At 48.5% G+C, this 21,953-nt stretch carries 25 protein-coding genes; 17 read left to right on the top strand and 8 right to left on the bottom strand.

Going from position 1 to position 21,953, the window contains the following annotated elements:
* Positions 1-15: 15 nt before the first annotated feature.
* The 4 genes from T500_RS15315 to T500_RS0106335 form a co-directional block, all read right to left on the bottom strand.
* Positions 16-2,331 carry a hypothetical protein gene (locus T500_RS15315; RefSeq protein WP_051611918.1) on the bottom strand — a complete coding sequence of 772 codons (2,316 nt, stop codon included), beginning with the start codon at positions 2,329-2,331 and terminating at the stop codon, positions 16-18.
* Positions 2,316-2,762 (bottom strand): hypothetical protein, encoded by a 447-nt coding sequence (locus T500_RS0106325; RefSeq protein ID WP_028907412.1) that lies wholly within the window; start codon positions 2,760-2,762, stop codon positions 2,316-2,318. Before T500_RS0106325 ends, T500_RS15315 begins: the two co-directional genes overlap by 16 nt.
* Positions 2,763-3,135: 373 nt before the next feature.
* The gene (locus T500_RS0106330) at positions 3,136-3,651 is read right to left on the bottom strand and encodes a hypothetical protein (protein WP_028907413.1); all 516 of its coding nucleotides are present in this window, start codon (positions 3,649-3,651) and stop codon (positions 3,136-3,138) included.
* A 2-nt stretch (positions 3,652-3,653) separates the two neighbouring features.
* Positions 3,654-3,968, bottom strand: a complete 315-nt coding sequence (locus T500_RS0106335; RefSeq protein WP_028907414.1) for a hypothetical protein — start codon at positions 3,966-3,968, stop codon at positions 3,654-3,656.
* Positions 3,969-4,575: 607 nt separating this feature from the next.
* Here T500_RS0106335 and T500_RS15320 point away from each other — a divergent pair.
* Positions 4,576-5,436 (top strand): DUF3800 domain-containing protein, encoded by an 861-nt coding sequence (locus T500_RS15320; protein ID WP_051611919.1) that lies wholly within the window; start codon positions 4,576-4,578, stop codon positions 5,434-5,436.
* 89 nt (positions 5,437-5,525) lie between these two features.
* Here T500_RS15320 and T500_RS0106345 read toward each other — a convergent pair whose 3' ends face one another.
* The gene (locus tag T500_RS0106345) at positions 5,526-6,065 is read right to left on the bottom strand and encodes an STM3941 family protein (protein WP_028907415.1); all 540 of its coding nucleotides are present in this window, start codon (positions 6,063-6,065) and stop codon (positions 5,526-5,528) included.
* Positions 6,066-6,610: 545 nt separating this feature from the next.
* Between T500_RS0106345 and T500_RS0106350 the strand changes: the two genes are divergently transcribed.
* On the top strand, positions 6,611-7,165 hold the full coding sequence (locus T500_RS0106350; RefSeq protein ID WP_028907416.1) for a DNA-binding protein: 555 nt from the start codon (positions 6,611-6,613) through the stop codon (positions 7,163-7,165).
* Positions 7,166-7,180: 15 nt separating this feature from the next.
* Entirely contained in the window at positions 7,181-7,282 is a 102-nt protein-coding gene (locus T500_RS16890) for a smalltalk protein (protein WP_155267458.1), read from the top strand.
* Between the two features lie 73 nt (positions 7,283-7,355).
* Here the strand turns inward: T500_RS16890 and T500_RS0106355 are convergent, their stop codons facing one another.
* Positions 7,356-8,339 carry an ROK family protein gene (locus T500_RS0106355; RefSeq protein WP_028907417.1) on the bottom strand — a complete coding sequence of 328 codons (984 nt, stop codon included), beginning with the start codon at positions 8,337-8,339 and terminating at the stop codon, positions 7,356-7,358.
* A gap of 172 nt (positions 8,340-8,511) precedes the next feature.
* On the opposite strand from T500_RS0106355, the gene T500_RS0106360 reads away from it, so the two are divergent.
* Genes T500_RS0106360 through rpe form a run of 10 tightly spaced genes read left to right on the top strand, consistent with a single transcriptional unit; the run spans position 8,512 to position 16,896 of the window.
* Positions 8,512-9,177: a LysE family translocator gene (locus T500_RS0106360; RefSeq protein WP_028907418.1), complete on the top strand. Its 666-nt coding sequence runs from the start codon at positions 8,512-8,514 to the stop codon at positions 9,175-9,177.
* 8 nt (positions 9,178-9,185) lie between these two features.
* Positions 9,186-9,731 (top strand): DUF4924 family protein, encoded by a 546-nt coding sequence (locus T500_RS0106365; RefSeq protein ID WP_028907419.1) that lies wholly within the window; start codon positions 9,186-9,188, stop codon positions 9,729-9,731.
* A 2-nt stretch (positions 9,732-9,733) separates the two neighbouring features.
* Complete coding sequence (gene rfbD, locus T500_RS0106370) at positions 9,734-10,588, top strand: dTDP-4-dehydrorhamnose reductase (protein ID WP_028907420.1); 855 nt, start codon at positions 9,734-9,736, stop codon at positions 10,586-10,588.
* Between the two features lie 42 nt (positions 10,589-10,630).
* Positions 10,631-11,014, top strand: a complete 384-nt coding sequence (locus T500_RS0106375) for a GxxExxY protein (RefSeq protein ID WP_028907421.1) — start codon at positions 10,631-10,633, stop codon at positions 11,012-11,014.
* Between the two features lie 44 nt (positions 11,015-11,058).
* Positions 11,059-12,648 carry a peptide chain release factor 3 gene (locus T500_RS0106380; RefSeq protein ID WP_028907422.1) on the top strand — a complete coding sequence of 530 codons (1,590 nt, stop codon included), beginning with the start codon at positions 11,059-11,061 and terminating at the stop codon, positions 12,646-12,648.
* A 2-nt stretch (positions 12,649-12,650) separates the two neighbouring features.
* Positions 12,651-13,235, top strand: coding sequence for an L-threonylcarbamoyladenylate synthase (locus T500_RS0106385; RefSeq protein WP_028907423.1), 585 nt, complete (start codon positions 12,651-12,653; stop codon positions 13,233-13,235).
* A gap of 23 nt (positions 13,236-13,258) precedes the next feature.
* Entirely contained in the window at positions 13,259-15,064 is a 1,806-nt protein-coding gene (locus T500_RS0106390; RefSeq protein WP_028907424.1) for a chloride channel protein, read from the top strand.
* A gap of 12 nt (positions 15,065-15,076) precedes the next feature.
* Complete coding sequence (gene fmt / locus T500_RS0106395; protein WP_028907425.1) at positions 15,077-16,051, top strand: methionyl-tRNA formyltransferase; 975 nt, start codon at positions 15,077-15,079, stop codon at positions 16,049-16,051.
* A gap of 51 nt (positions 16,052-16,102) precedes the next feature.
* Complete coding sequence (locus tag T500_RS17395) at positions 16,103-16,237, top strand: hypothetical protein (RefSeq protein WP_255327352.1); 135 nt, start codon at positions 16,103-16,105, stop codon at positions 16,235-16,237.
* Between the two features lie 8 nt (positions 16,238-16,245).
* The gene (gene rpe / locus T500_RS0106405; protein ID WP_155267459.1) at positions 16,246-16,896 is read left to right on the top strand and encodes a ribulose-phosphate 3-epimerase; all 651 of its coding nucleotides are present in this window, start codon (positions 16,246-16,248) and stop codon (positions 16,894-16,896) included.
* Here rpe and T500_RS0106410 read toward each other — a convergent pair.
* Positions 16,888-17,484: an RNA polymerase sigma factor gene (locus tag T500_RS0106410; RefSeq protein WP_028907427.1), complete on the bottom strand. Its 597-nt coding sequence runs from the start codon at positions 17,482-17,484 to the stop codon at positions 16,888-16,890. The two genes, rpe and T500_RS0106410, sit on opposite strands and share 9 nt — an antisense overlap.
* Positions 17,485-17,668: 184 nt before the next feature.
* On the opposite strand from T500_RS0106410, the gene T500_RS0106415 reads away from it, so the two are divergent.
* The gene (locus T500_RS0106415) at positions 17,669-19,603 is read left to right on the top strand and encodes a sugar phosphate nucleotidyltransferase (RefSeq protein WP_028907428.1); all 1,935 of its coding nucleotides are present in this window, start codon (positions 17,669-17,671) and stop codon (positions 19,601-19,603) included.
* Positions 19,604-19,643: 40 nt separating this feature from the next.
* Here T500_RS0106415 and rfbA read toward each other — a convergent pair whose 3' ends face one another.
* On the bottom strand, positions 19,644-20,516 hold the full coding sequence (gene rfbA / locus T500_RS0106420) for a glucose-1-phosphate thymidylyltransferase RfbA (RefSeq protein WP_028907429.1): 873 nt from the start codon (positions 20,514-20,516) through the stop codon (positions 19,644-19,646).
* 114 nt (positions 20,517-20,630) lie between these two features.
* On the opposite strand from rfbA, the gene T500_RS0106425 reads away from it, so the two are divergent.
* The 3 genes from T500_RS0106425 to T500_RS0106435 all read left to right on the top strand — a co-directional run bounded on the left by T500_RS0106425 (position 20,631) and on the right by T500_RS0106435 (position 21,949).
* A complete protein-coding gene (locus tag T500_RS0106425; protein WP_028907430.1) occupies positions 20,631-21,251 on the top strand; it encodes a hypothetical protein in 621 nt (206 codons plus the stop codon).
* Between the two features lie 85 nt (positions 21,252-21,336).
* Positions 21,337-21,633 (top strand): hypothetical protein, encoded by a 297-nt coding sequence (locus T500_RS0106430; protein ID WP_013063458.1) that lies wholly within the window; start codon positions 21,337-21,339, stop codon positions 21,631-21,633.
* 16 nt (positions 21,634-21,649) lie between these two features.
* On the top strand, positions 21,650-21,949 hold the full coding sequence (locus T500_RS0106435; RefSeq protein ID WP_013063326.1) for a cell division protein ZapA: 300 nt from the start codon (positions 21,650-21,652) through the stop codon (positions 21,947-21,949).
* Positions 21,950-21,953: the final 4 nt, after the last annotated feature.

Raw genomic sequence — 21,953 nt, forward strand, 5'->3', positions numbered from 1 at the left:
CGTATAAGCTTAATGTCATTTTGTCACGTTGTCATCGTCATGCTTGGTTTTACTCCAATGCGTGGCATCAATCTTCTCAACCCAGCCATCGATGTTCCAACGCGAAACGATCTTTACAATGGCGTTGTGCGATACTGTTTTGGCCTTGAGGGCTATCACATCGTCGATGGTAAAGGTGGGCGGCAGCTGGTCGAATATCGAGCGGTTGCAGCCGTAGCGCTTGCTTTCCTGCTCGGCATCCACATACTGGTTTTGCAATATGCTTCCAAAGGTGCGTATCTGCTGCTCCATGCTGTACTGGGCCATCATTACCGCAAAATCGGTGCAGGCCTTGCTCTCCTTCATGTTGCCCGTAAGCAGATGGAAGACAACGCCACAGCGGAAGCCGATAACGGCGGCACGACGGCGGTACACATCCTTTACGTGGTCGATATCCTTGGCCGCCTCTATGCGCTTCTGTTCGCACCATTCTTCGATGGCATGGCGCAGCTTGGGGGTATCCACATAGCCGGTGTACGATCGCAGCCTGCTTACGGCCTGCTGTATGCGGTTTTCGTCAACGGTGGTGCGCTTGCGGTACTTGGGCATCTTAGCAAACGACGAATCGGGCATTTCGGCCAGCAGCATACGGCTTGACAGTCCGTTCTCGATGTTATCGTTCTTAAAGCACTTGCGCACGGCACCATCGGTACCCAGCATGGTCCAGTTGTAAGCCACGCACACCACGCCGCTCTCGGCCTGATCGCTGTTGTAATCCTGACCCCATTTCGAATCCAGCGGGTCGAAGGCCAATCGGTAGATATCGTACTTCGAGCTCCACGAACCGGCACCGTTGGTTTTTCGCAGCGTATCGAGTTCTTCGCCGAACGAAAAGAGCGTATGTCCGCGCGAGTTCTTCAGTCGTTTAAGTAGCGTAGAGCAACTGATGGTAATGGGCACCACGCGTATCAGCACCTTCGGGTCGTCGGGAGCCTTTTCGTTGGCCTTTCGGGCTTTCTTTTTGTCGCGCCACTCATCCTCGCGCTGTCGGGCCAGTTCGTCTTCGGCCTCCAGCTGTCGCAGCCATACATTGATGGCGTGTTTACACACCGATTTACCCGAGGCCTGCTCGCCGTGTATAATGGCCATCATGCCAAGTTTCTGCATCTCGCCATCGCAGTAGCGCACCTCTACCTGGTCGGCATAAGCGGCGGCCAATGGCAGCACCGAGCACAGCACGGGCATGTGCATTTTTGGGGGCACACCTACCAGCGATTCCTTCAGTCCCATCGGTAGTGCTTTTACGTTCAGCGGTGCGGCTGGTGTTTCGGGCTGGTTGGTATCGATATCGATTTCTGCGGTTGGGGCCGACAGCTGCGCCACAATATCGTCCATCATCTTCGAGCCCTTGGTAGGCTCTTTGCAAGCCGAGTGGATGATAGATTGCAACTCTTGTTGCGACAAGCCTACAGAAGGCATTACCTGTAGCAGCCACGCCTGATTGTTATCGCAGATGGCACGCAGATTGGCCGCCAACTGGTGCAAGCGTTTGTTACGCTCGCCCTCGGATGGCACCCCACCCGTTCGCCGCCAGAACTCGGCTATAATCGCATCGTAAGCTATGCCTTTGAACTCGCCTGGATATTGTTGGCACGAATTACACGAATTATCACGAATACTTTTTTCTTCTCCGTCGTAGTACGAGCCATCGGCAGTTCTTCCATCGATTGATAATCCACGGTCGGTGTAGGCTTTACGGCGGATAGCAATCTCTTCGTCGCTCAGCTGCTCATACCAGCCATCGGCACGATAAATCTCGTAATCCGCAGGCGTTATGTAGATAAACCGCTCGGGGGTAAAACAGCTGGTATCGGCCTCAACACCAAGCGCACGGCAGTATGCACGCTGCGCCTCGGGCACGGTCATTCCTATCGGCAATCGGATATCGATGTGCAACTTCCGGCGCGCCGAATAATCCTTGTGCAGCATCATGCACTGCCACTCGCCACCGGCTTGGATATCCAGCTTTTCCGACATGGTATTGGCACGTTCTACCAGCTCCGGATCGTCGATATCCACACACGTCTGCCAGGTAAAGCTTTCTGGGCAAATATGTTCGCGGTCGCGGTGGTTATCACGAAAGCGTGTGTAGTGCGCACAGCGGAATGGCAGGGCCGACTTCAGTTGCCGTTGCTGCTCATCGTCGGTGGTGTTATTAATACGGTTCACCAGCTGTTGCAGTTCGGTGCTGCGTGTAAGCGTATCGTACTCGGTGAGCGGGCATTCTGTTACGAATGCCCTGTTTTGCTCACGGGTTCTGCGGTGGTTAAGTGCTATTAATCTTGCTGCCATATGGTTTCCTCCTTTCTGGTTTTAAAATATGCCAAAATTTCGTCGGCCTCCTCCTGATAGATGGCCTTGGTGAGTGCCAGGCCAAGGTTTTTGGGGAACTTAAAGGTTACGTACACGTACTCCGATGCCAAACGACGGCGATACGGAAAACGACTATCGTACACGGGGCGCGTCATTTCTACCTTGGCATGACGGGTGGTGAATAGCAACTCACGTCGGCGTCCGGTATTGCTGCGGTAAGCCTTAAAGTGGCTGGTGCCATCCTCCCCGATCAGCATTTTGCCTCGTGGTTCGCGACTGCCACCGCTGGTTACCTGTTGGTTCTCCCATCCGCAGGGGTAGATATTCATGTCGCCATTGGCGTGGAACACGGTTTGTGTTTCCATTTTTACTTCGCCTACTAATAACTGCTGCTTAAAATTCTTTCTCATTGTTGGAGTTGATTTGCGAGAGAAGTTTTCGAGAAAGGGCCCTACATCGACATGATCGACGCTCAATTGATTCCCTCGACCTCAACTCTGGGTTAATAATTTAAATTAGTGGAAATACTTAGAGTTTGATACCCCTTGGCGATTTACCTTTGCCATCTGCATTTTGTCGCGCTGAGCTCTCAGCCCTTTCCACGCGTTTCTTAAATCGTTTCGTTTGCTCATTGCATCTCGAATTTTACGTCGCTGCCTTTTCAGCGACCTTTAAATTTGTTTTCGAGTGCAAAGATACGATGAGCGCATAAAAGAAAAAAAGAAAGAAAGCTGCGCCAACTTTCTTTCTTCTTACCTATCTGTAAATCAATTATTTACCGCATCACAAAGCCTGCTTACTTTCTTTTATTTTAGCCTTTACAGCCTCTTTTAGTTGCTTATCCAGAGGCACGGCGCCCAGGGCAGCCTTTACCGAGTGATCTTTGTTATTTTCTAGTTTCTCAGCCATCCGCGAGGGGTTAGCTGTTGGCAGAAAGATATCATTCTCCCGCAACATCATCTGTACAACATTGGCCACCATGTTCCGGTTAAACGTAGTGCCTTGCTGTTTGCCTACGATGGCAATGTTTACGCGCACCTGCGGCAGAGCGAATATCTGCTCACACAAATCCATATAGCGGTCGGCCCAGGCAGGGGCAACCATTTCCTTCAGTCTACCCACATATTCCATAGCAGCCTGCGTGGCAGCCTCAACATCGTGTTCATCCTTATCGGCATGCTTGGCAGGCTTTTCGGCCTCGTGATATACAGCCTGAGCATGATCGCCGGTAAGAATATTAACTTGTTTGGCCTGCGACACCACGGCCGATAACAGGTCTTTCAGTTCGTTGCTATTCATATTCAATGTTTATCTCCTTCGTTAGTTGATGCTCCATAATACGGTGCCTGAGCAGCCTGACCCGTCAAAAAGTTTATCTGATTTCCGTTCAGTCCGTTTGCTGCCAGCGCTCGCAAAAGCGAAGCCTCGCTTTTGGCCACGCGTTCCGCCTCGGCATGGTCGGCCTGTTGTTTCATTTCCAACAAAAAGGCCATCACCTCGTTGTTGATATCCGGCCAGTCTCTGCATCCCGAAAAGAATACAGTCATCTGATTGAACTCTGCCATAGCAGCCTCCGCCCCCATCAGTTTGAATGTTTGTGTTATACGATTTATCACAGCACTTCGCAGTGTTGTATTCTCCGTTGTTGTAATTACTTCTTGTATGGTTGTATTGGCTGGGTGTAAATTTGGCATACAGTCGACGTGAGTCAGTTAGAGTATTATTTGTGGGGTTGTTAGTTTTACAAGTTTGCTTTTGTAGAATGGTGTTAATCACCTTAACAGCGGCACCGCCAGTGCCACTTCTCATCGGAGAAAAACCAGATATTTTTAAACTTTTTAACATATAATATTTGATTAAAATAATTAAAATACTAAAACGGCTACAAAGTTAAGAAAAAAGGCTTGAGCCAACAAGTACGCCAGCGCGAAAAATGTCATAATAATCGTTAAAGCCCCTATATTCCACTTTACTACTCACAACGTAACGCACTGTAAATCAGAAGGTATGCAACGTTAAAAAGAGCGTTCGATTACATATAATGGAACAGAATATCATGTAGACGCAAAGTATGAGGGAGGTTCATGGTGGTAAACAAACCTTATAATTACAACAACTGCAATCATCAGAAATGATGGTTGCAGTTATTTTGTTATATTTTTCGTAAAAATAGTCTTTGCTCTTGATTATTTTTGCTACCTTTGCCAGAAATTTTGAAGAGACATGTATTACATCTGGACTGATGAAAGCGATACTACGGGTAAGTACTACGCCAATTTCTATGGTGGTATACTGATAAAATCAGAGCATCTAGAAGAGGTGCTTGCAAGGTTGTCTACTGTTGTAAAAGAGCAGGGATTAGAAAATGAGGAGATAAAGTGGCAGAAGGTGAATGATTATACAGAAGAACGCTACAAAAGAATTATCGACATTCTCTTTATGTTGATGGGTGAGGGTAAGGTAAAGATGCGTATGTTTTTCCGTCATCGCCAATTTGAAGCTGTTGGACTGACCAACGAGCAACGAAGAAAAGAGTATCCTATGCTATACTACCAATTTATTAAGAATGATTTTGGACTGATACATAGTAACCCTACTGGTAAGGAAGTTCGTGTGAGACTTCTTATTGACGATATGCCACTGAAGGGACCTGCTAGAGATGAATTTCTTAAGGCAATCTATCACTTAAACGAACTTAAGTCATTCCAAAAAGCCAATGTTCACATTAAGGATGGTGATGTGGCAGAAGTAAACTCTAAGAAACATTTACCATTGCAAGTGATGGACTTGGTACTTGGTTCGATGTGCTTTAGACTGAACGATAAACACAAGGAACGTGGTATTGACGGCAAAAGAGCTAAGCGAAACATAGTGAAGGAGCGTATATATAAGTATATACGTACAAAGATATGGCAGTTGCATCCAGGTTTTAATATAGGTATTACAACTCCTATCACAAAACAGACCGATTTGTGGGAATGTCCATACTTACATTGGAACTTTGTGCCGCGTAACTATACAAAGAATGAGGAGTTGACTAAACGTCATAAAATAGAAACAGCCCCGTACAACCTACACGAGTGAGCTACGTCAACGTAACCTTTCAGTTGCAAAGGACTTTTTCTGGGTGCAAAGATAGAATATTTTTCTGAAACCACCAAATTTTTTAGCGATTATTTGCTTATGTGGCTTTGGAGCATGTTGAATAATTCGCGATTGGAGATGTTGAGGATGGTGGGGCTGATGCGTACGGTGGCGCCTTGCAGAAAGGAGTTGTTTAGTCTCTGCATGAAGCGGCGCCAGCGGTTGGTCTCTATTATCTGATATCGCTCCTCGTTGCGCACGTAGACATCGAAGAATGTCGCGCTCCTCATAGAAACTTCCTCAATCTTTACTACGTCCTTCCAGTCGAACACACGGTGGCATTTATAGGTGAAATCGTAAACCTGCAGCTGATCGCTGGTGATGGTAACTATCGGCGTGCGGCGGAGTAGGAGTTTTAACTCGGTAAAAGCATGGAATGCCACGATGTACGCCATTAATACTGCACCAAAAATCAGCGCTCCTTCGGTGAGGTGATTCACTGTGGCCGACACATAGGGCTCGTTGAGGGGGATAAGATGGATGCAGATGGCCCAATAACCCACAGCTGCTAAGGGGATTAACACAGCTTTTGAGATGGCTTGCCAGCGGGTGATATAGAATTCTTTCATAATCGAGTTTCTTAAGTATATTAATATTTCTGCTGCAAATATAAGGAGAAATAGCGAAATCGCCAAATAATTAAAGATTTTTTTGATGACAGCGTGACGGATGACATCGTGACATTAAGGGTGTGGCGATGTGCAGAGTAATGGTCTATAATAATTATATTATTATAGGCTTTTGTTTTGTGGGGTGGCTGGGGCTAAACGTCATTTTGTCATTGGTCATTGTCATGGGTATGGCGCGGGATTGTTTGGCGTTAACAGATTTTTACAAGTTATGGAGGGGCGGAATTTGGCCGAACAGTGAAAATTTCGTACCTTTGCATTGTCAACAACGAGGGAGGCTGAGGGCGGCCGTTAAGGAGAAAAATAGCGAGCATTAATAGCAGAATTTGCGCGAATTAATAGTAGCTGAATTTTAACTTAAAAGGCAGCCCGAACCCGAACTCAGAACAATGTAAAAAAGTAAAAATGATAGAATTTAAAAATTATTTACAATCCTATAATTATTACATTTTTTAATTCTTTAATTTTTTAATTTTACTAAAGCTATGGCAATTAAAGTAATCGCACAGCGCCGAGTGCTAAAAATCGGCAAGAATCCTGGAGCAAAGCGTTTTGTAATGCGTCCCGATCTGTACACGCCCATCCAGGAAAAGAAGGTGTTTGCAGAGGCTGCTACCCGCAGCGGTATTGCAACAGGAGTTATTAAAGCGGCTTGGGATGCCGCAGGCGAAGTGATCAGAGCATGGGCCACCGAAGGTCACTCTATCCCCATACCTGGACTGGGTACCATGCGATTCAGCGTGCGCAGTAAGGCTGTAGAGAATCTGGACGACGTGAAGACCGCACTGATTACTACCCGACGCATTGTGTTCACCCCCAGCACCGACGTAAAGGACGAGCTGAAGAACACCTCGATACAAATTACCTGTCTGGACGAGGATGGCACCGTACTGAAGCGCGTAACCAGCGGCGACAGCGGCGACATTGAGGACCCTGAGAACGAGAACACCGGCGGCAACAGCGGCAACACCAACCAGAGCGGTAACACTGGTGGCAATCAGCCAAGCAACCCAGGCAGCGGCGGCAGCGACATGAACTAAGAAAGGAGGTGAGTTATGAGCAAGAAGGAAACCGTAAAGTTTATCCTGCAGATGATTGCAAGTATCGCAACGGCGATTATCACAGCACTCGGAGCAACCAGTTGCATGGGGCTGTAAAGAAAACGAGGGGTTCGCAGCATCACGCGGCGAGCCCCCCTAACAACCATTATCTTAATATTATTATGAAATTTTATACTTCCCAACCGATGGCCGAGGCACCGAGAACGGCTGCACTGGCACCATCGAGACCAGAAACAAGGAACTTGGCCTTGTTCTTGAAAATCTTAAGCACGTGGGCATCGTAAGCCTCGCGGATTGGCTTCATAATCAGCTCGCCGGCCTTAACCATACCACCGAAGAAGATGAATGCCTCGGGTGATGAGAAGGCAGCGAAATCGGCACAAGCCTCGCCAAGCATCTTTCCGGTGAACTCGTAGATGTCCTTAGCCAGCTCGTCGCCCTTACCGGCAGCGATTGATACATCGAGCGATGTGATATCCTCGGGGTTCATCTCGCGCAACAATGATGGACGGTCGGTCTTAGCCAGCATCTCACGAGCAGTACGAGCCACACCAGTAGCCGAGCAGTAGCACTCCAAACAGCCTGTACGACCGCATCCGCAAGCGCGACCTTCCTCGCCACGAACCATTGTTACGTGACCCAGCTCGCCGGCAAAGCCATCGTGGCCGTAAAGCAGCTGACCGTTAACAACAATACCCGAACCTACACCGGTACCAAGAGTAATCACGATGAAGTTCTTCATGCCACGAGCCACGCCGTAAACCATCTCGCCGATAGCAGCGGCATTAGCATCGTTGGTAAGGGCTACGGGAATGCCCAGTGCATCGCTGAACAGCTTAGCCAAGGGTACTACACCATCGTGAGCCCAAGGCAGATTAGGAGCAAACTCGATTGTGCCGTTATAATAGTTGCCGTTAGGAGCACCAATACCCATGGCCTTGATTTTCTCGATACCGCCAACCTGCTCGATGATAGGCTGCAAAGCCTGGACCGATGCGGCTACATAATCATCTACATTGTCGTAGCCACCAGTCTTGATGGCAGTAGTGGCCTTGATATCGCCACGGGCATCAACAATACCAAATACTGAATTGGTACCTCCTAAGTCTAAGCCAATAACGTAAGGCTTAATTTCTGCGTTCTGTTCGTTCATAATTATAATAAGTTTATTAGTCTATATTAATATCGAATTTCGATTTCAAGGCACAAAATTACTAATTTTTTCGGCATAACACTTGACTTTTTACGGAAATTAACCATTATTTTATAAAAGAATGACTAAAATCAGCCGTATGAGGAAAAATTTTCGTAACTTTGCACCCGTTATGCCCATTCATATACCAATTAATATATTAGACTTCATCTTTAAAGGGATGTTGATCGGTGTGATTGCCAGCGCACCGATGGGACCGGTAGGCATTCTGTGCGTGCAGCGCACACTTAACAAGGGCCGCTGGTTTGGCTTTGCCACAGGCATGGGTGCCGCTGTGAGCGACATTATATATGCCGCGTTTGCTGGCTACGGAATGTCGTTTGTGATGGATTTTATCACCAACGACCAGAACAGATTCTATCTGCAGATGGCGGGTAGCATCTTATTGTTGTGCTTCGGCTGGTACACCTACCAAACCGACCCTACACAGAAAATGCACCAGAGCGGCAAGCAGCAAGGCACACTGTGGTACAACACGTGGACAGCCTTTCTGGTTACGTTCTCAAATCCACTCATCATCTTCCTGTTCCTGGCCATGTATGCACAGTTTGCCTTTGTGCTGCCCAACCATCCGTTCGAGATGATTGTGGGCTTTGCCAGCATTGTGGCAGGCGCTATGCTGTGGTGGTGGGGACTGACATGGCTGGTAGATCAGATACGCACTAAGTTTGACACCAACGGTATCAAGATTATCAACAAAGTGATTGGCGTGGCAGTAATCGTGGGCAGTATCATTATGCTGCTCGGACTAACCACCAACCTGGTAAGATTATTTTAGCATAAAATATGTTTATAGCAAACGAACTTAGAAAAACCAACATTGCCGAGTATCTGCTGTATATGTGGCAGATGGAAGACACGGTGCGAGCATTCGACTGCTCGCTGCAACGCATTAAGCGCGAATACATAGAGCGCTTTGACTACAACGACGAACAGAAGGAAGAGGAGACCGACTGGTTTGGCAACCTGATACGCATGATGAATCAGGAGGGATGCCGCGAACAGGGACATCTGCAGATTAACAAGGTTACCATGCAGATGCTGATTGAGCTGCACCAGCAGCTGTTACAGAGCAGCAAATTTCCCTTTTACAACACGGCTTACTACAAAGTGCTGCCCTTTATCGTAGAGCTGCGCAACCGTGGTGCCAACAAGCAGGAAAACGAGATTGAAACCTGTTTTAACTCGCTGTACGGTGTGATGCTGCTGCGCCTGCAGAAGAAGGACATTTCGCCCGACACAGCACATGCCGTAAAGGAGATTACAACATTTATCGGCATGCTCTCAGATTATTATAAAAAGGATAAAGAAGAAGGACTGAAATTCGAATAACAATGAAGATACTGATTACGGGTTGTAACGGACAGTTAGGAAACGAAATGCAGCTGCTGGAAAAGGAAAACCAGCAGCATACCTATTTTAATACGGATGTGGCCGAGCTGGATATTACCGACGAGGCCGCCATCAACCGATTTGTAGCCGACAACGAGATTGACGGTATTGTGAACTGCGCCGCCTACACAGCCGTGGATAAGGCTGAGGAGAACCAGGAGCTGTGCCACAAACTGAACGCCACCGCCCCAGGACTGCTGGCCAAGGCCATCGAGAAGCGTGGTGGATGGATGATTCAGATTTCGACCGATTATGTGTTCGACGGTACCAATCACCGTCCCTATACCGAAGAGGACAGTGTATGCCCCAACAGCACCTACGGCCGCACCAAGCTTGCAGGCGAGCAGGAGGTAACCAGCGGTTGCCAGCGCTCGATGATTATCCGCACAGCGTGGCTGTACTCTACATTCGGCAACAACTTTGTAAAGACGATGATCCGACTTGGCAAGGAGAAGCCCGAGCTGGGTGTAATCTTCGACCAGATAGGTACACCAACATACGCTCGCGACTTGGCAGTGGCCATCTTTGCCGCCATCAATCAAGGCATCGTGCCAGGCATTTATCACTTCAGCAACGAGGGTGTTATCTCGTGGTACGACTTTACCAAGGCCATCCACCGCATTGCCGGTATCAAGGATTGCAAGGTGCGCCCCCTGCACACCACCGAGTATCCTACTCCCGCCGCCCGTCCACACTACAGCGTATTAGACAAAACAAAAATAAAGCAGACCTACAACATCGAAATCCCCTACTGGGAAGAAAGCCTCGAGCAGTGCATCGATAAGCTAGGTTTATAGGCTGACATTTTAGGCACGAATTTCACGAATTAACACGAATTTATGTTATTTGAAGACGAATATACAAACAAAATCATTGGAGCTGCACAAGAGGTTCATAGAGAATTAGGATTTGGATTTCTTGAAGCAGTATATGGTAATGCATTGTATAAGGAGTTAACAAAGCGTGGAATGAAGTGCGAATGCCAAAAGGCAATAGATGTATTCTATAAAGGAGAGGTAGTTGGGCACTATATACCCGACATGATTGTTGAAGATAAGGTAATTATTGAATTAAAGGCAGTAGCAGATTTACGACCTGAGCACGAATGGCAACTGGTTAATTATCTGGTAGCATGCCATAAAGAAATAGGATTGCTCTTAAATTTTGGGCATTCATTAAAAGTCAAAAGGAAATTATTTACGAAAGGGCACAAGTATAAATAAATTCGTGTTAATTCGCGTAATTCGTGCCTAATTATTATGTGTATATGAATCAGGAAATAGAAAGAAGACGTACATTTGCCATCATTTCGCACCCAGATGCGGGTAAGACTACGCTGACAGAGAAGTTTCTGCTGTTCGGTGGACAGATACAGGTGGCTGGAGCTGTAAAAAGCAACAAGATTAAGAAAACTGCCACCAGCGACTGGATGGATATCGAGAAGCAGCGTGGTATCTCTGTATCGACCTCTGTGATGGAGTTCGATTACACCCCCGATGGCAAGGACATCGAATACAAGGTGAACATTCTGGATACCCCAGGTCACCAGGACTTTGCTGAGGATACCTTCCGCACACTCACCGCAGTAGATTCGGCTATTATCGTAGTGGATGGCGCCAAAGGTGTTGAGACTCAGACCCGAAAACTGATGACGGTGTGCCGCATGCGCAAAACACCCGTTATCATCTTTATCAATAAGATGGACCGCGAAGGCCGCGATCCGTTCGACTTGCTCGACGAATTGGAGCAGGAACTCGAAATCAAGGTTCGCCCACTGTCTTGGCCTATCAATCAGGGTGCCAAGTTCAAGGGCGTTTACAATATCTACGAACAAAAACTCGACCTGTTTACACCCGACAAGCAACGCGTGACAGATAAGGTTGAGGTTGACATCGACAGCGAAGAGCTCGACCAGCGTGTAGGCGAGGAGAACGCCGCCAAGCTGCGCGAGGATCTGGAGCTGGTGGATGGTGTTTACCCCGAGTTCGACGTGGAGACATACCGCGAGGCCGAAGTGGCCCCCGTATTCTTCGGATCGGCCCTGAACAACTTTGGTGTGCAGGAGCTGCTTAACTGCTTTGTTGAGATAGCACCATCGCCACGCCCCACCAAGGCCGAGGAGCGCGATGTGCAGCCCGAGGAACAGAAGTTTACTGGCTTTATCTTTAAGATTACCGCTAATATCGACCCCAACCACCGTTCGTGTATCGCATTCTGTAAGGTATGCTCTGGTAAATTCCAGCGCAACCAGCCTTACCTGCACGTCCGTCAAGGCAAGACCATGCGTTTTTCAAGCCCCACCCAGTTTATGGCTCAGCGTAAGAGCACCATCGACGAAGCTTGGCCAGGCGATATCGTAGGATTGCCCGATACTGGTGGCATGTTTAAGATTGGCGACACACTGACAGAGGGTGAGAAGCTGCACTTCCGCGGTCTGCCTTCGTTCAGCCCCGAGCTGTTTAAGTATATCGAGAACGACGACCCCATGAAGGCCAAGCAGCTGCAGAAGGGTATCGACCAGCTGATGGACGAAGGTGTGGCACAGCTGTTCGTAAACCAGTTTAATAATAGAAAAATTATCGGAACCGTAGGACAGCTGCAGTTCGAGGTTATCCAGTACCGACTGGAGAACGAGTACAACGCCAAGTGCCGTTGGGAGCCCGTACATCTGTATAAGGCCTGCTGGATTGAGAGCGACGATCCACAGGAGCTGGAGAACTTCAAGAAGCGCAAATACCAGTACATGGCCAAGGATAAGGACGGCCGCGACGTGTTCCTGGCCGATAGCGGCTACGTGCTGAGCATGGCGCAGCAGGACTTCGAAAACATCAAGTTCCACTTTACAAGCGAGTTTTAATTATGAAACAGGAAGACGATATTAAGCAGGCCGTAGAATGCATGCGTAAGGGCGGTGTAATCCTCTACCCCACCGACACCGTTTGGGGTATTGGCTGCGATGCTACCAATGCCGAGGCCGTGAAGCGTGTTTACGAGATTAAGCAGCGCGAGGATTCGAAGGCGCTTATCTGCCTGGTGGATAGCGATGCCCGCATGCAGCGCTACTTCCGCAATGTGCCCGATGTGGCATGGCAGCTCATCGACAGCTTGAAAGAGGCTACCGATGCCAAGCCAACCACACTGATTCTGGATGGCGCTATCAATCTGGCACCTAATCTGATTGCCGAGGATGGCAGCTTAGGCATCCGTATCACCAACGAGCCTTTCTCGAAGGAACTCTGCTTCCGTTTCCAGAAGGCCATCGTATCAACATCGGCCAACATCAGTGGCGAGCCCGCAGCACAAAACTACTGCGACATCGACCCACGTATCCTTGAGGCAGTAGATTACGTATGCTGGAGCCGTCGTCAGGAGCACAAGCCTCACACACCATCGAGCATCATCAAACTGAAAGAAAACGGCGAAGTAACCGTGATCCGCAAATAAGAAAAGGCACGCCTAAAAAAAATATGGAAACGACAGTAACAGATAGAAGACCGGAGTGGCTGAAGCGCTTGCACGACTGGCGTGTAGAGCACGTGAGCGAGAGGATGTTTATGATTATCCTCGCCCTGCTTGTGGGCTTTTTCGCTGCCGTGGCTGCCTTTGTGCTGCACTGGATTATCAACCAGATTGTAACGCTGCTCACCAGTTCGTTCAACCAGAGTCGTGCCAACTGGCTCTACCTGGTTTACCCCGTTGTGGGTATCTATCTCACATCGCTGTTTGTACGCTATATCGTAAAAGATAACATCTCGCACGGTATCACGCGTATTCTTTACGCTATCTCATCCAACCGCTCGCGACTGAAATCGCACAACTGCTGGTCGAGTGTGATTGCATCGGCCATCACCATCGGCTTTGGTGGATCGGTAGGAGCCGAGGCACCTATCGTGCTTACAGGTTCGGCCATCGGCTCAAACCTGGGTCAGCTGTTCCATCTCGACCGAAAAATGCTGATGACGCTGGTAGGATGCGGTGCTGCAGGTGCTATTGCCGGTATCTTTAAAGCGCCTATAGCCGGACTGGTGTTTACGCTCGAGGTGCTGATGATTGATATGACCATGTCGGCCCTGCTACCTATCCTGGTATCGTGCGTAACAGCCACCGTGTTTACCTATATCTTCAGTGGCGACTCATCGCTCTTTACCTTCCATCTGGATAGCGAGTGGAGCGTGGAGCGCATTCCGGCCTGCATAGGCTTAGGCATTGCCTGCGGACTGGTTTCGCTGTACTTTATCCGCATGATGGGAGCCTGCGAGGATGTATTCTCAAAATTCAAGGATAAGCCCTACGTAAAGCTGGCCATCGGCGGCACTACGCTTAGTTTGCTTATCTTCCTGTTCCCCGCGCTGTACGGCGAGGGTTACAGCAGCATTAATCTGCTGTTGAACGGACAGAATGCCGACGACTGGAACCGCATACTTAACAACTCGATGTTCTCGGGTCAGGGTTCGCTGTTGCTGGTATATATCGCCCTGGTACTATTTACCAAGGTAGTAGCCACATCGGCCACCAATGGTGGAGGCGGATGTGGTGGAACATTCGCACCATCGCTGTTTATCGGCTGCTTTACAGGATTCCTCTTTTCGCGACTTTGGAACATCAACTCCATCGGTGTGTATGTGCCCGAGAAAAACTTCTCGCTGCTAGGCATGGCAGGTGTGATGTCGGGCGTAATGCATGCACCGCTTACGGGTATATTCCTGATTGCCGAGCTGACTGGTGGCTACTCGATGTTTATGCCACTGATGATTGTGAGCGTGGTGGCTTACATGACTATCAGCATCTTCGAGCCTCACAGCATCTATGGTTCGCGACTGGCCAAACAAGGAAAACTGCTCACCCACCATACCGACCATGCCGTGCTGACACTGATGAATCTCGACTCGGTCATTGAGCGCGATTATTTAGGCGTTGAGCCCGATATGGAGCTGAACCAGATTGTACACAAAATCAGTCGCAGCCACTCTACGGTATTGCCCGTGCTCGATGCAGGTGGCAAATTGCTGGGCGAGATCGACATTATGAAAATCAGAAACGTAGTATTCAGAATAGAACTCTATCACCACTTCAAAGCGTCGCAGTTAATGACCGATCCAAAGGCACTGCTCACGGATGGCATGCAGATGCAGCAGGTGATGCGCACCTTCGATCGTACTGGCGCCAACTGGCTACCCGTGCTCGATGCCGAGAACCGCCTGAAAGGCTATATCTCGCGCCAACGCATCTACACCATGTATCGCAAGATGGTGGCAGATATGTCTGAAGATTAAAATAAAAGAAGAATGAAGAAGGAAGATTTACGAATTGTATTTATGGGAACACCCGAGTTTGCCGTGCCAACACTGCAGGCTTTGGTTGAGAACGATTATAATGTAGTGGCTGTAGTAACACAGCCCGATAAACCCGTTGGTCGCCATCAGACAGAGATGCAGCCATCTGAGGTTAAGAAGTATGCCCTCGAGCACAATCTGCCCGTACTGCAACCCGTAAAGATGAAGGATCCCGAGTTTGTAGAGCAGTTGCGCAGCTATCAGGCCAACCTGCAGGTGGTAGTAGCATTCCGCATGCTGCCCGAGGTGGTATGGGATATGCCTGAGTACGGCACCTTTAACGTACATGCCGCCTTGCTGCCACAGTATCGCGGTGCAGCCCCCATCAACTGGGCCGTTATCCACGGCGAAACACAAACAGGTGTTACCACATTCTTCCTCGACCACGATATCGACACCGGTCGCATTATCATGCAGAAGCCTTTCGGCATCCCCGATACTGCCGATGTAGAGTACGTATACGACGGTTTGATGCATCTTGGTGCCGAGATCTGTCTGGAGACATTAGAAAAAATTATCGCTGCCGATGGACACCCCGAGAGCATCCCTCAGGAGCAGATGATACCCGTAGGTAGCGAGCTGCATGCAGCGCCAAAGATATTCAAGGAAACCTGCGAGATTAACTGGAACCAGCCAGCCAAGCAGGTTTACGACTTTATCCGCGGTCTTTCACCCTATCCCGGTGCCTGGACCACTCTGGTATCGCCCGAGGGTAAGGAAACGGTGCTGAAGATTTTCAAGACCAGCAAAACCGGAAATACCAGTGGCGAGCTTGGTCACACAGCCATTATCGACCGCAAGCCCTGCATCAAAGCAGCCGACGAGTTGCTGATGATCGAGGAGCTGCAGTTGGCAGGAAAAAAGCGCATGAATGGCAAAGATTTCCTGAATGGCATTAAAAATTTCGATAATTATATAATAAAATAAGGTATATTTGCGTTACTATAAATAGGTAGAACAATAAAAAACAGATTGCCTATGAAGATTTTTACTCCAGACGACAACATGTTCAGCGAGAAGACGTACAAGCCGCGCAAACAAACGCTCGACCTCATCCGTCTTGTTGCATACACCTATCGTAGTAACTGCAACAAAACGTCGAACCTGAACTAACTTAAAAAATTATGGCATTAGTATCACCATCATTACTTGCCGCAGATTTTCTGCATCTCGACCGCGACATCGATATGATTAATCGCAGTGAGGCCGACTGGCTTCATCTGGATGTGATGGACGGATCGTTCGTACCCAACATCTCGTTTGGTTTCCCCGTACTCGAGGCAGTAGCAAAAGCTTGCAAAAAGCCACTCGATGTACATTATATGATAGAGCACCCTGAGCGTTACATTGCGCAGACAGCCAAGTTAGGTGCCATGATGATGAATGTGCACTACGAGGCTTGTGTGCACCTGCATCGCACCATTCAGGAGATTCACCAGGCAGGTATGAAAGCCGGTGTAACACTGAACCCCGCCACGCCCGTTAGCGTGTTAGAGGATATCATTAACGATGTGGATATGGTACTGCTGATGAGCGTAAACCCCGGCTTTGGCGGACAGAAGTTTATCGAGAACACTATCGATAAAGTAAAGCGCCTGCGCCAACTCATCAACGAGAAAGGCAGCCACGCACTGATTGAGGTTGATGGTGGTGTGCAGGGCGAGACAGCCCCACGCTTAGTAGAAGCTGGTGTTGATGTGCTGGTAAGTGGCAGCTACGTGTTTGGCGCAGCCGATCCCGAGGGCATCATCAAGTCGCTCCGTTCACTCTAAGCTGAGATTCAGATTATATTCGCGCGAGTATTTGCGCATATTGATCAGGGCGTAACGCATACGTCCTAACGATGTATTGATGCTGCATCCCAACTCCTCGGCTATCTCCTTGAACGACATATCCTGGAAGTATCGCATATACACCACCTCGCGCTGCGGGGCGGGCAGTTCGTTCATCAGCAGCACCAACTGCTTCATCGTGCGCTGGTTGGTAAGTTCGGTTTCGCGATTCACATCTATCACCTCATCGCCCTTCACGGCACTCAGATCGTTCTCCTTGGGAGCATCTACCACGAAGTTCTTCTTCAGGTCGCGATAGTAGTCAATCACCACGTTATGGGCCACGCGAATCATCCACCACTGCAGTTTTCCCGTTTCGGTATACTGGTGGCTCTGTATCTTGCTGATAATCTTCAGGAACGTTTCCTGAAACAATTCGTTAGCCAACTCCTCATCCTTCACTACACGCATAATGTAGCTGAAGATATTGTCCTGGGTACGTGAGAGTAACTCGTCGAATGCATGGTTATTACCATCTTGGTAAGCCTGAACCAATTCCTGGTCAGTCATACTTGTAAATGTACTCATTTGCTCAAAAATTTAAAATTGAGTAGAGTTTGTTTCGATAGGCAATAATCATTTAAATTGTTAATAATCTGCGGCAAAAATAGATAATTTTATCCAAATCACCAAAAAAAATGGTCAAAAACTTAACATTGTGACAATTTTTTACTACTTTTGCAGTATCGAAATAACCTAAAAAGGAAAAAATATGAAACTATTCGTACCAGGACGCCTATGTCTGTTTGGTGAACATACCGACTGGGCGGGACACTACCGAACAATGAATGCCGACATTAAACCTGGAGCAGCTATCGTGACGGGTATCGAACAGGGAATCTACGCCGAAGTAGAGAAGTCGAGTATTTTTGAACTTTACAGCACAGCCGATGAGATTAAGAGTGTGTGGCAGGACTTCAGCTGTCGCATGGACGAGACTGAACTAAAGCGTATTGCAAAAAGCGGATCATTCTTCTGCTACTGTGCGGGTGTGGCATCGTACATGCTCGAGTGGTATAAGGTTGGCGGTGTGCGCATTCGCATTACCGACATGACACTGCCAATGAAGAGTGGCTTGTCGTCGTCGGCAGCCATCTGTGTATTGGTGGCACGCGCTTTTAATCAGTTATACAATCTGAATCTCAACACATTAGGCGAGATGAACATTGCCTACTTAGGCGAGTTGCGAACCAGTAGCCGTTGTGGCCGCTTAGACCAGGCCTGCGCATTTGGTGTAAAGCCTAACCTGATGACGTTTGATGGCGACGAGATCGAGGTGCGTTCACTGAATGTAAAGAAGCCTCTGCATTGGGTGTTTGCCGATTTGTGCGCCGAGAAGGATACCATTAAGATTCTGTCGGATCTGAACAAGGCCTACCCCTTCCCCAATAGCGATGCCGAACGTGCCGAGCACGAGGCCTTGGGCGAACTGAACCTGCAGATAGTGGACCGGGCCATTAAATACATGGCAGCGGGCGATGCCGAGAGCCTGGGAAAACTGATGACCGAGGCCGAGGCGATGTTCGACGAGAAGATAGCTCCGATGTCGGAAGCCCTGCACTCTCCCAAATTGCATGCCACCCTGCAGGATCCCAATATCCAGTCATTGATATGGGGTGGTAAAGGTGTAGGTTCGCATGGCGATGGTTCGGTACAGTTCCTGGCACGTGATGCTGAGTCGCAGCAAAAGTTGGCCGATTACCTGAACAGTCGCGGTATGAAGTCCTACACGCTCACGCTCAAGCCCGTACACACCGTACGCCGTGCAATCGTGCCCGTGGCAGGTTTCGGTACACGTCTTTATCCCGCCACACGTGTCATCAAGAAGGATTTCTTCCCCATTCCATGTCCCGATGGCATGGTACGTCCAGTGATACTGATTCTGCTCGAGGAGCTTATCCAGAGCGGTATCGAGGAAATCTGTCTGGTATTAGGTTCCGAGGAGGAGCGTCAGCAGTATGCCGATTTCTTCGACCATCCGCTACCCGATGAGCATCTGCGCAAGCTGAACCCCGAGGCCCAGGAGTACGAGAATCACATCTTAGATATTGGTAAAAAACTGCACTACGTGTATCAGCACGAAAAACGTGGCTTTGGCCATGCCGTTTACCAGGCAGCGCAGTTTGCAGGTAACGAGCCCGTATTGCTATTATTAGGCGACACATTGTATCGCAGCGACTCCAACAAACCTTGTGCTCTGCAGATGATCGAGGATTACGAGCGCTATAACCGCATGATGGTAAGTATCCATCCTATCCCACTGGCCGAAGTAAGTCGCTATGGCATTCTGCATGGTGTTTGGGAGGATAACGACCACACCGTTCTGAACGTGAACGCCATGTGCGAGAAGCCCAAGGCCAGCTATGCCGAGGAATTCCTGGCTGTGCGCAACAAGAGAGGCGATAAGGAGTACTACAGCGTATTCGGACAGTATATCCTTACCCCCGAGGTATTCTCACAGTTGCACGAGGATATCATGCAGAAGGAGATTGAGGGCGACCACGTAACCGAAATTGAGCTTACCTCAGCACTCGAGGCTGTTCGCAAGCGCAGTGGCATGGTAGGTGTAAGGCTACGCGGACGTATGTACGACATGGGTAACCCACCATCGCTCGCCAAAGCGATACTCGAATTTCCACAGCCATAACAATAAAGAATCCCGCACTTAACATGCGGGATTTCTTTTTTTATTTTACTAAGCTTAACAGATACTTTCCGTAATCGTTCTTGGCCATCGGTTTTGCCACTTCCTCAAGTTTCTCCTTGCTTATCCAACCACGCTTAAAGGCAATCTCCTCTAAGCAGGCCACCTTCAGGCCCTGACGTTTCTCGATGACTTCAATAAAGGTCGAAGCCTCCGAAAGCGAGTCGTGTGTACCTGTATCCAACCAGGCAAAGCCACGCTGCAAAGTCTGCACCTTCAGTTTCTTCTGTGCCAGATACTCCTGGTTAACGGTGGTAATCTCCAGCTCGCCACGTGCCGACGGCTTGATATGCTTGGCAATCTCTACCACGCTGTTGGGGTAGAAATAAAGACCTACCACAGCGTAGTTCGACTTGGGGTGCTCTGGCTTCTCCTCGATGCTCAAGCAGTTACCCTCAGCATCAAACTCAGCTACACCGTAGCGTTCGGGGTCGTTCACGTAGTAGCCGAACACAGTGGCCAGTCCGCGCTTCTCTGCATTCTCAACACTCTCCTTCAGCAAGCCTGTAAAGCCCGAACCGTAGAAGATGTTATCGCCCAGCACCAAGCAGGCACTGTCGTCGCCAATAAACTCTTCGCCTATGATAAAAGCCTGTGCCAGTCCATCGGGTGATGGCTGCTCGGCATACTCAAAACGCACACCGTAATCCGATCCGTCGCCCAACAAGCGCTTAAAACCTGGCAGGTCGTGTGGAGTCGAGATAATCAGAATCTCGCGGATACCTGCCAACATGAGAGCCGAGATGGGGTAATAAATCATCGGTTTGTCGAAAATAGGTATCAGCTGCTTACTGATGCCCTTAGTAATGGGGTAAAGGCGTGTACCTGAACCACCTGCTAAAACAATTCCTTTCATACGTTGATATTTTATAATTTTGGTGCAAAGATAAGATTTTTTTGCCACGAATTACAAGAATTTGCCAAATTTTCACTATCTTTGCAGTCGATTTGTAATTATAAATAGATTTTTATGGGATTTTGGAATAAATTATTTGGCAATAACAGCGAACAGAAGGTTGGCGGCATGGAGGATTTCATGACGCTGATTCGCGTATATTTCCAGGCAGCCATGGCAGCCGACTTGGGAATTACCAACCTCGCTGCACTGCCCGACCTGCGTGTGTTTAAAACCACACTTAAGGTAGCTACGGTTAATAATAAGTTAGGTGTTGGCGAGCGCACACGTTGTAAAAAGATGCTCAAGGAGATGTACGGCATGGAAGATGATTTCTTCAAGGAGATCGACTCAAGCCTGCGCAAGCGTTGCAAGAAGGTGCAGGATGCACAGACCTATCTGCTGCAGTTCCAGGGCTTTACCCAGGACATCATGATGCTTACCGGCAACCTCATGAAGTTTAAGCTCCGCCTGCCTGGATTCATGAAGAAGGCACTCTACACCATGACCGAGAAGACCGTGAACGACATCTTTACCAAGAACGACTTTACCGACCCCGCCGTATTAAAGAGCGTGGTAGCCGTTCGCGAGTACAATCGTCGCTTAGGTTTCTCACAGAAGTGGGTAACCGACTTTGTGTTCAAGGTGGTGATGCTGGCTAAGAAAGAACCCAAGCCTGCACAGGACGAGAAGTAAAAAGCTTAAAATATCTTAAAAGATAGCTGATACGCTATACTTTAAAAGATAAATTATATAACTTTGTACACCAAATAGTTATATCATGAGTGCAAACGAGCAAACGATATTGGCGTTCGAGACGCGTGTAAGACAGATGATTCTCCACTTCAAGCAGTTGAAGAAGGAGAACGAGGATCTTCTGGCACAAATCGAAAAGGGTAAGCAGGACATAGCCGACCTGCAGGCCAAACTTACTCAGGCACAGAATGATTACAATTCACTGAAGATGGCTAAGATGATGCAGATTACCGACGGTGATCTTGAAGGCGCGAAAGCCCGCGTCACCAAGATGATAAAAACGGTTAACCAGTGTATAGCCATTCTGAGCGACGAACAATAAATAAAAGGTGCCCACAATGACAGAAGTGAATAACGAGAAACTACATATCAGGTTGCACGTCTACGACGAAGAAATCGAAGTAACCATCAAGCGTTCCGACGAGGAATTCTATCGTAAGGCAGCCAAACTCATTACCGACCGTTATAACGCCTATTCGCAGGCTTATAAGGGTAAGAAGGGCGAGCATACCATAGCGCTCATGACGCTGATTGATATCGCCCTGATGTACGAGCGTGAGCGCGGCAACCACGACACTGATCCCTACAATAGTATTCTCACTAAGTTGACTTCTGAAATAGAGGAGGCACTTAAGTGAGAAT

Origin of the sequence: Xylanibacter ruminicola Ga6B6 (assembly GCF_000687715.1) — a bacterium.
Lineage (GTDB): Bacteria > Bacteroidota > Bacteroidia > Bacteroidales > Bacteroidaceae > Prevotella > Prevotella ruminicola_B.

Bases quoted from the DNA above. Each gene is read 5' to 3' on its own strand.
- T500_RS0106435 (WP_013063326.1), top strand. From the start codon at position 21,650: ATGACAGAAGTGAATAACGAGAAACTACATATCAGGTTGCACGTCTAC.
- T500_RS15315 (WP_051611918.1), bottom strand. From the start codon at position 2,331: ATGGCAGCAAGATTAATAGCACTTAACCACCGCAGAACCCGTGAGCAA.
- rfbA (WP_028907429.1), bottom strand. From the start codon at position 20,516: ATGAAAGGAATTGTTTTAGCAGGTGGTTCAGGTACACGCCTTTACCCC.
- T500_RS0106385 (WP_028907423.1), top strand. From the start codon at position 12,651: ATGAAACAGGAAGACGATATTAAGCAGGCCGTAGAATGCATGCGTAAG.
- T500_RS0106390 (WP_028907424.1), top strand. From the start codon at position 13,259: ATGGAAACGACAGTAACAGATAGAAGACCGGAGTGGCTGAAGCGCTTG.
- T500_RS0106360 (WP_028907418.1), top strand. From the start codon at position 8,512: ATGCCCATTCATATACCAATTAATATATTAGACTTCATCTTTAAAGGG.
- T500_RS0106410 (WP_028907427.1), bottom strand. From the start codon at position 17,484: ATGAGTACATTTACAAGTATGACTGACCAGGAATTGGTTCAGGCTTAC.
- T500_RS0106415 (WP_028907428.1), top strand. From the start codon at position 17,669: ATGAAACTATTCGTACCAGGACGCCTATGTCTGTTTGGTGAACATACC.
- fmt (WP_028907425.1), top strand. From the start codon at position 15,077: ATGAAGAAGGAAGATTTACGAATTGTATTTATGGGAACACCCGAGTTT.
- T500_RS0106375 (WP_028907421.1), top strand. From the start codon at position 10,631: ATGTTATTTGAAGACGAATATACAAACAAAATCATTGGAGCTGCACAA.
- T500_RS0106380 (WP_028907422.1), top strand. From the start codon at position 11,059: ATGAATCAGGAAATAGAAAGAAGACGTACATTTGCCATCATTTCGCAC.
- T500_RS0106430 (WP_013063458.1), top strand. From the start codon at position 21,337: ATGAGTGCAAACGAGCAAACGATATTGGCGTTCGAGACGCGTGTAAGA.
- T500_RS0106330 (WP_028907413.1), bottom strand. From the start codon at position 3,651: ATGAATAGCAACGAACTGAAAGACCTGTTATCGGCCGTGGTGTCGCAG.
- T500_RS16890 (WP_155267458.1), top strand. From the start codon at position 7,181: ATGAGCAAGAAGGAAACCGTAAAGTTTATCCTGCAGATGATTGCAAGT.
- T500_RS0106355 (WP_028907417.1), bottom strand. From the start codon at position 8,339: ATGAACGAACAGAACGCAGAAATTAAGCCTTACGTTATTGGCTTAGAC.
- T500_RS0106425 (WP_028907430.1), top strand. From the start codon at position 20,631: ATGGGATTTTGGAATAAATTATTTGGCAATAACAGCGAACAGAAGGTT.
- T500_RS15320 (WP_051611919.1), top strand. From the start codon at position 4,576: ATGTATTACATCTGGACTGATGAAAGCGATACTACGGGTAAGTACTAC.
- T500_RS0106325 (WP_028907412.1), bottom strand. From the start codon at position 2,762: ATGAGAAAGAATTTTAAGCAGCAGTTATTAGTAGGCGAAGTAAAAATG.
- T500_RS0106345 (WP_028907415.1), bottom strand. From the start codon at position 6,065: ATGAAAGAATTCTATATCACCCGCTGGCAAGCCATCTCAAAAGCTGTG.
- T500_RS17395 (WP_255327352.1), top strand. From the start codon at position 16,103: ATGAAGATTTTTACTCCAGACGACAACATGTTCAGCGAGAAGACGTAC.
- T500_RS0106365 (WP_028907419.1), top strand. From the start codon at position 9,186: ATGTTTATAGCAAACGAACTTAGAAAAACCAACATTGCCGAGTATCTG.
- rfbD (WP_028907420.1), top strand. From the start codon at position 9,734: ATGAAGATACTGATTACGGGTTGTAACGGACAGTTAGGAAACGAAATG.
- T500_RS0106350 (WP_028907416.1), top strand. From the start codon at position 6,611: ATGGCAATTAAAGTAATCGCACAGCGCCGAGTGCTAAAAATCGGCAAG.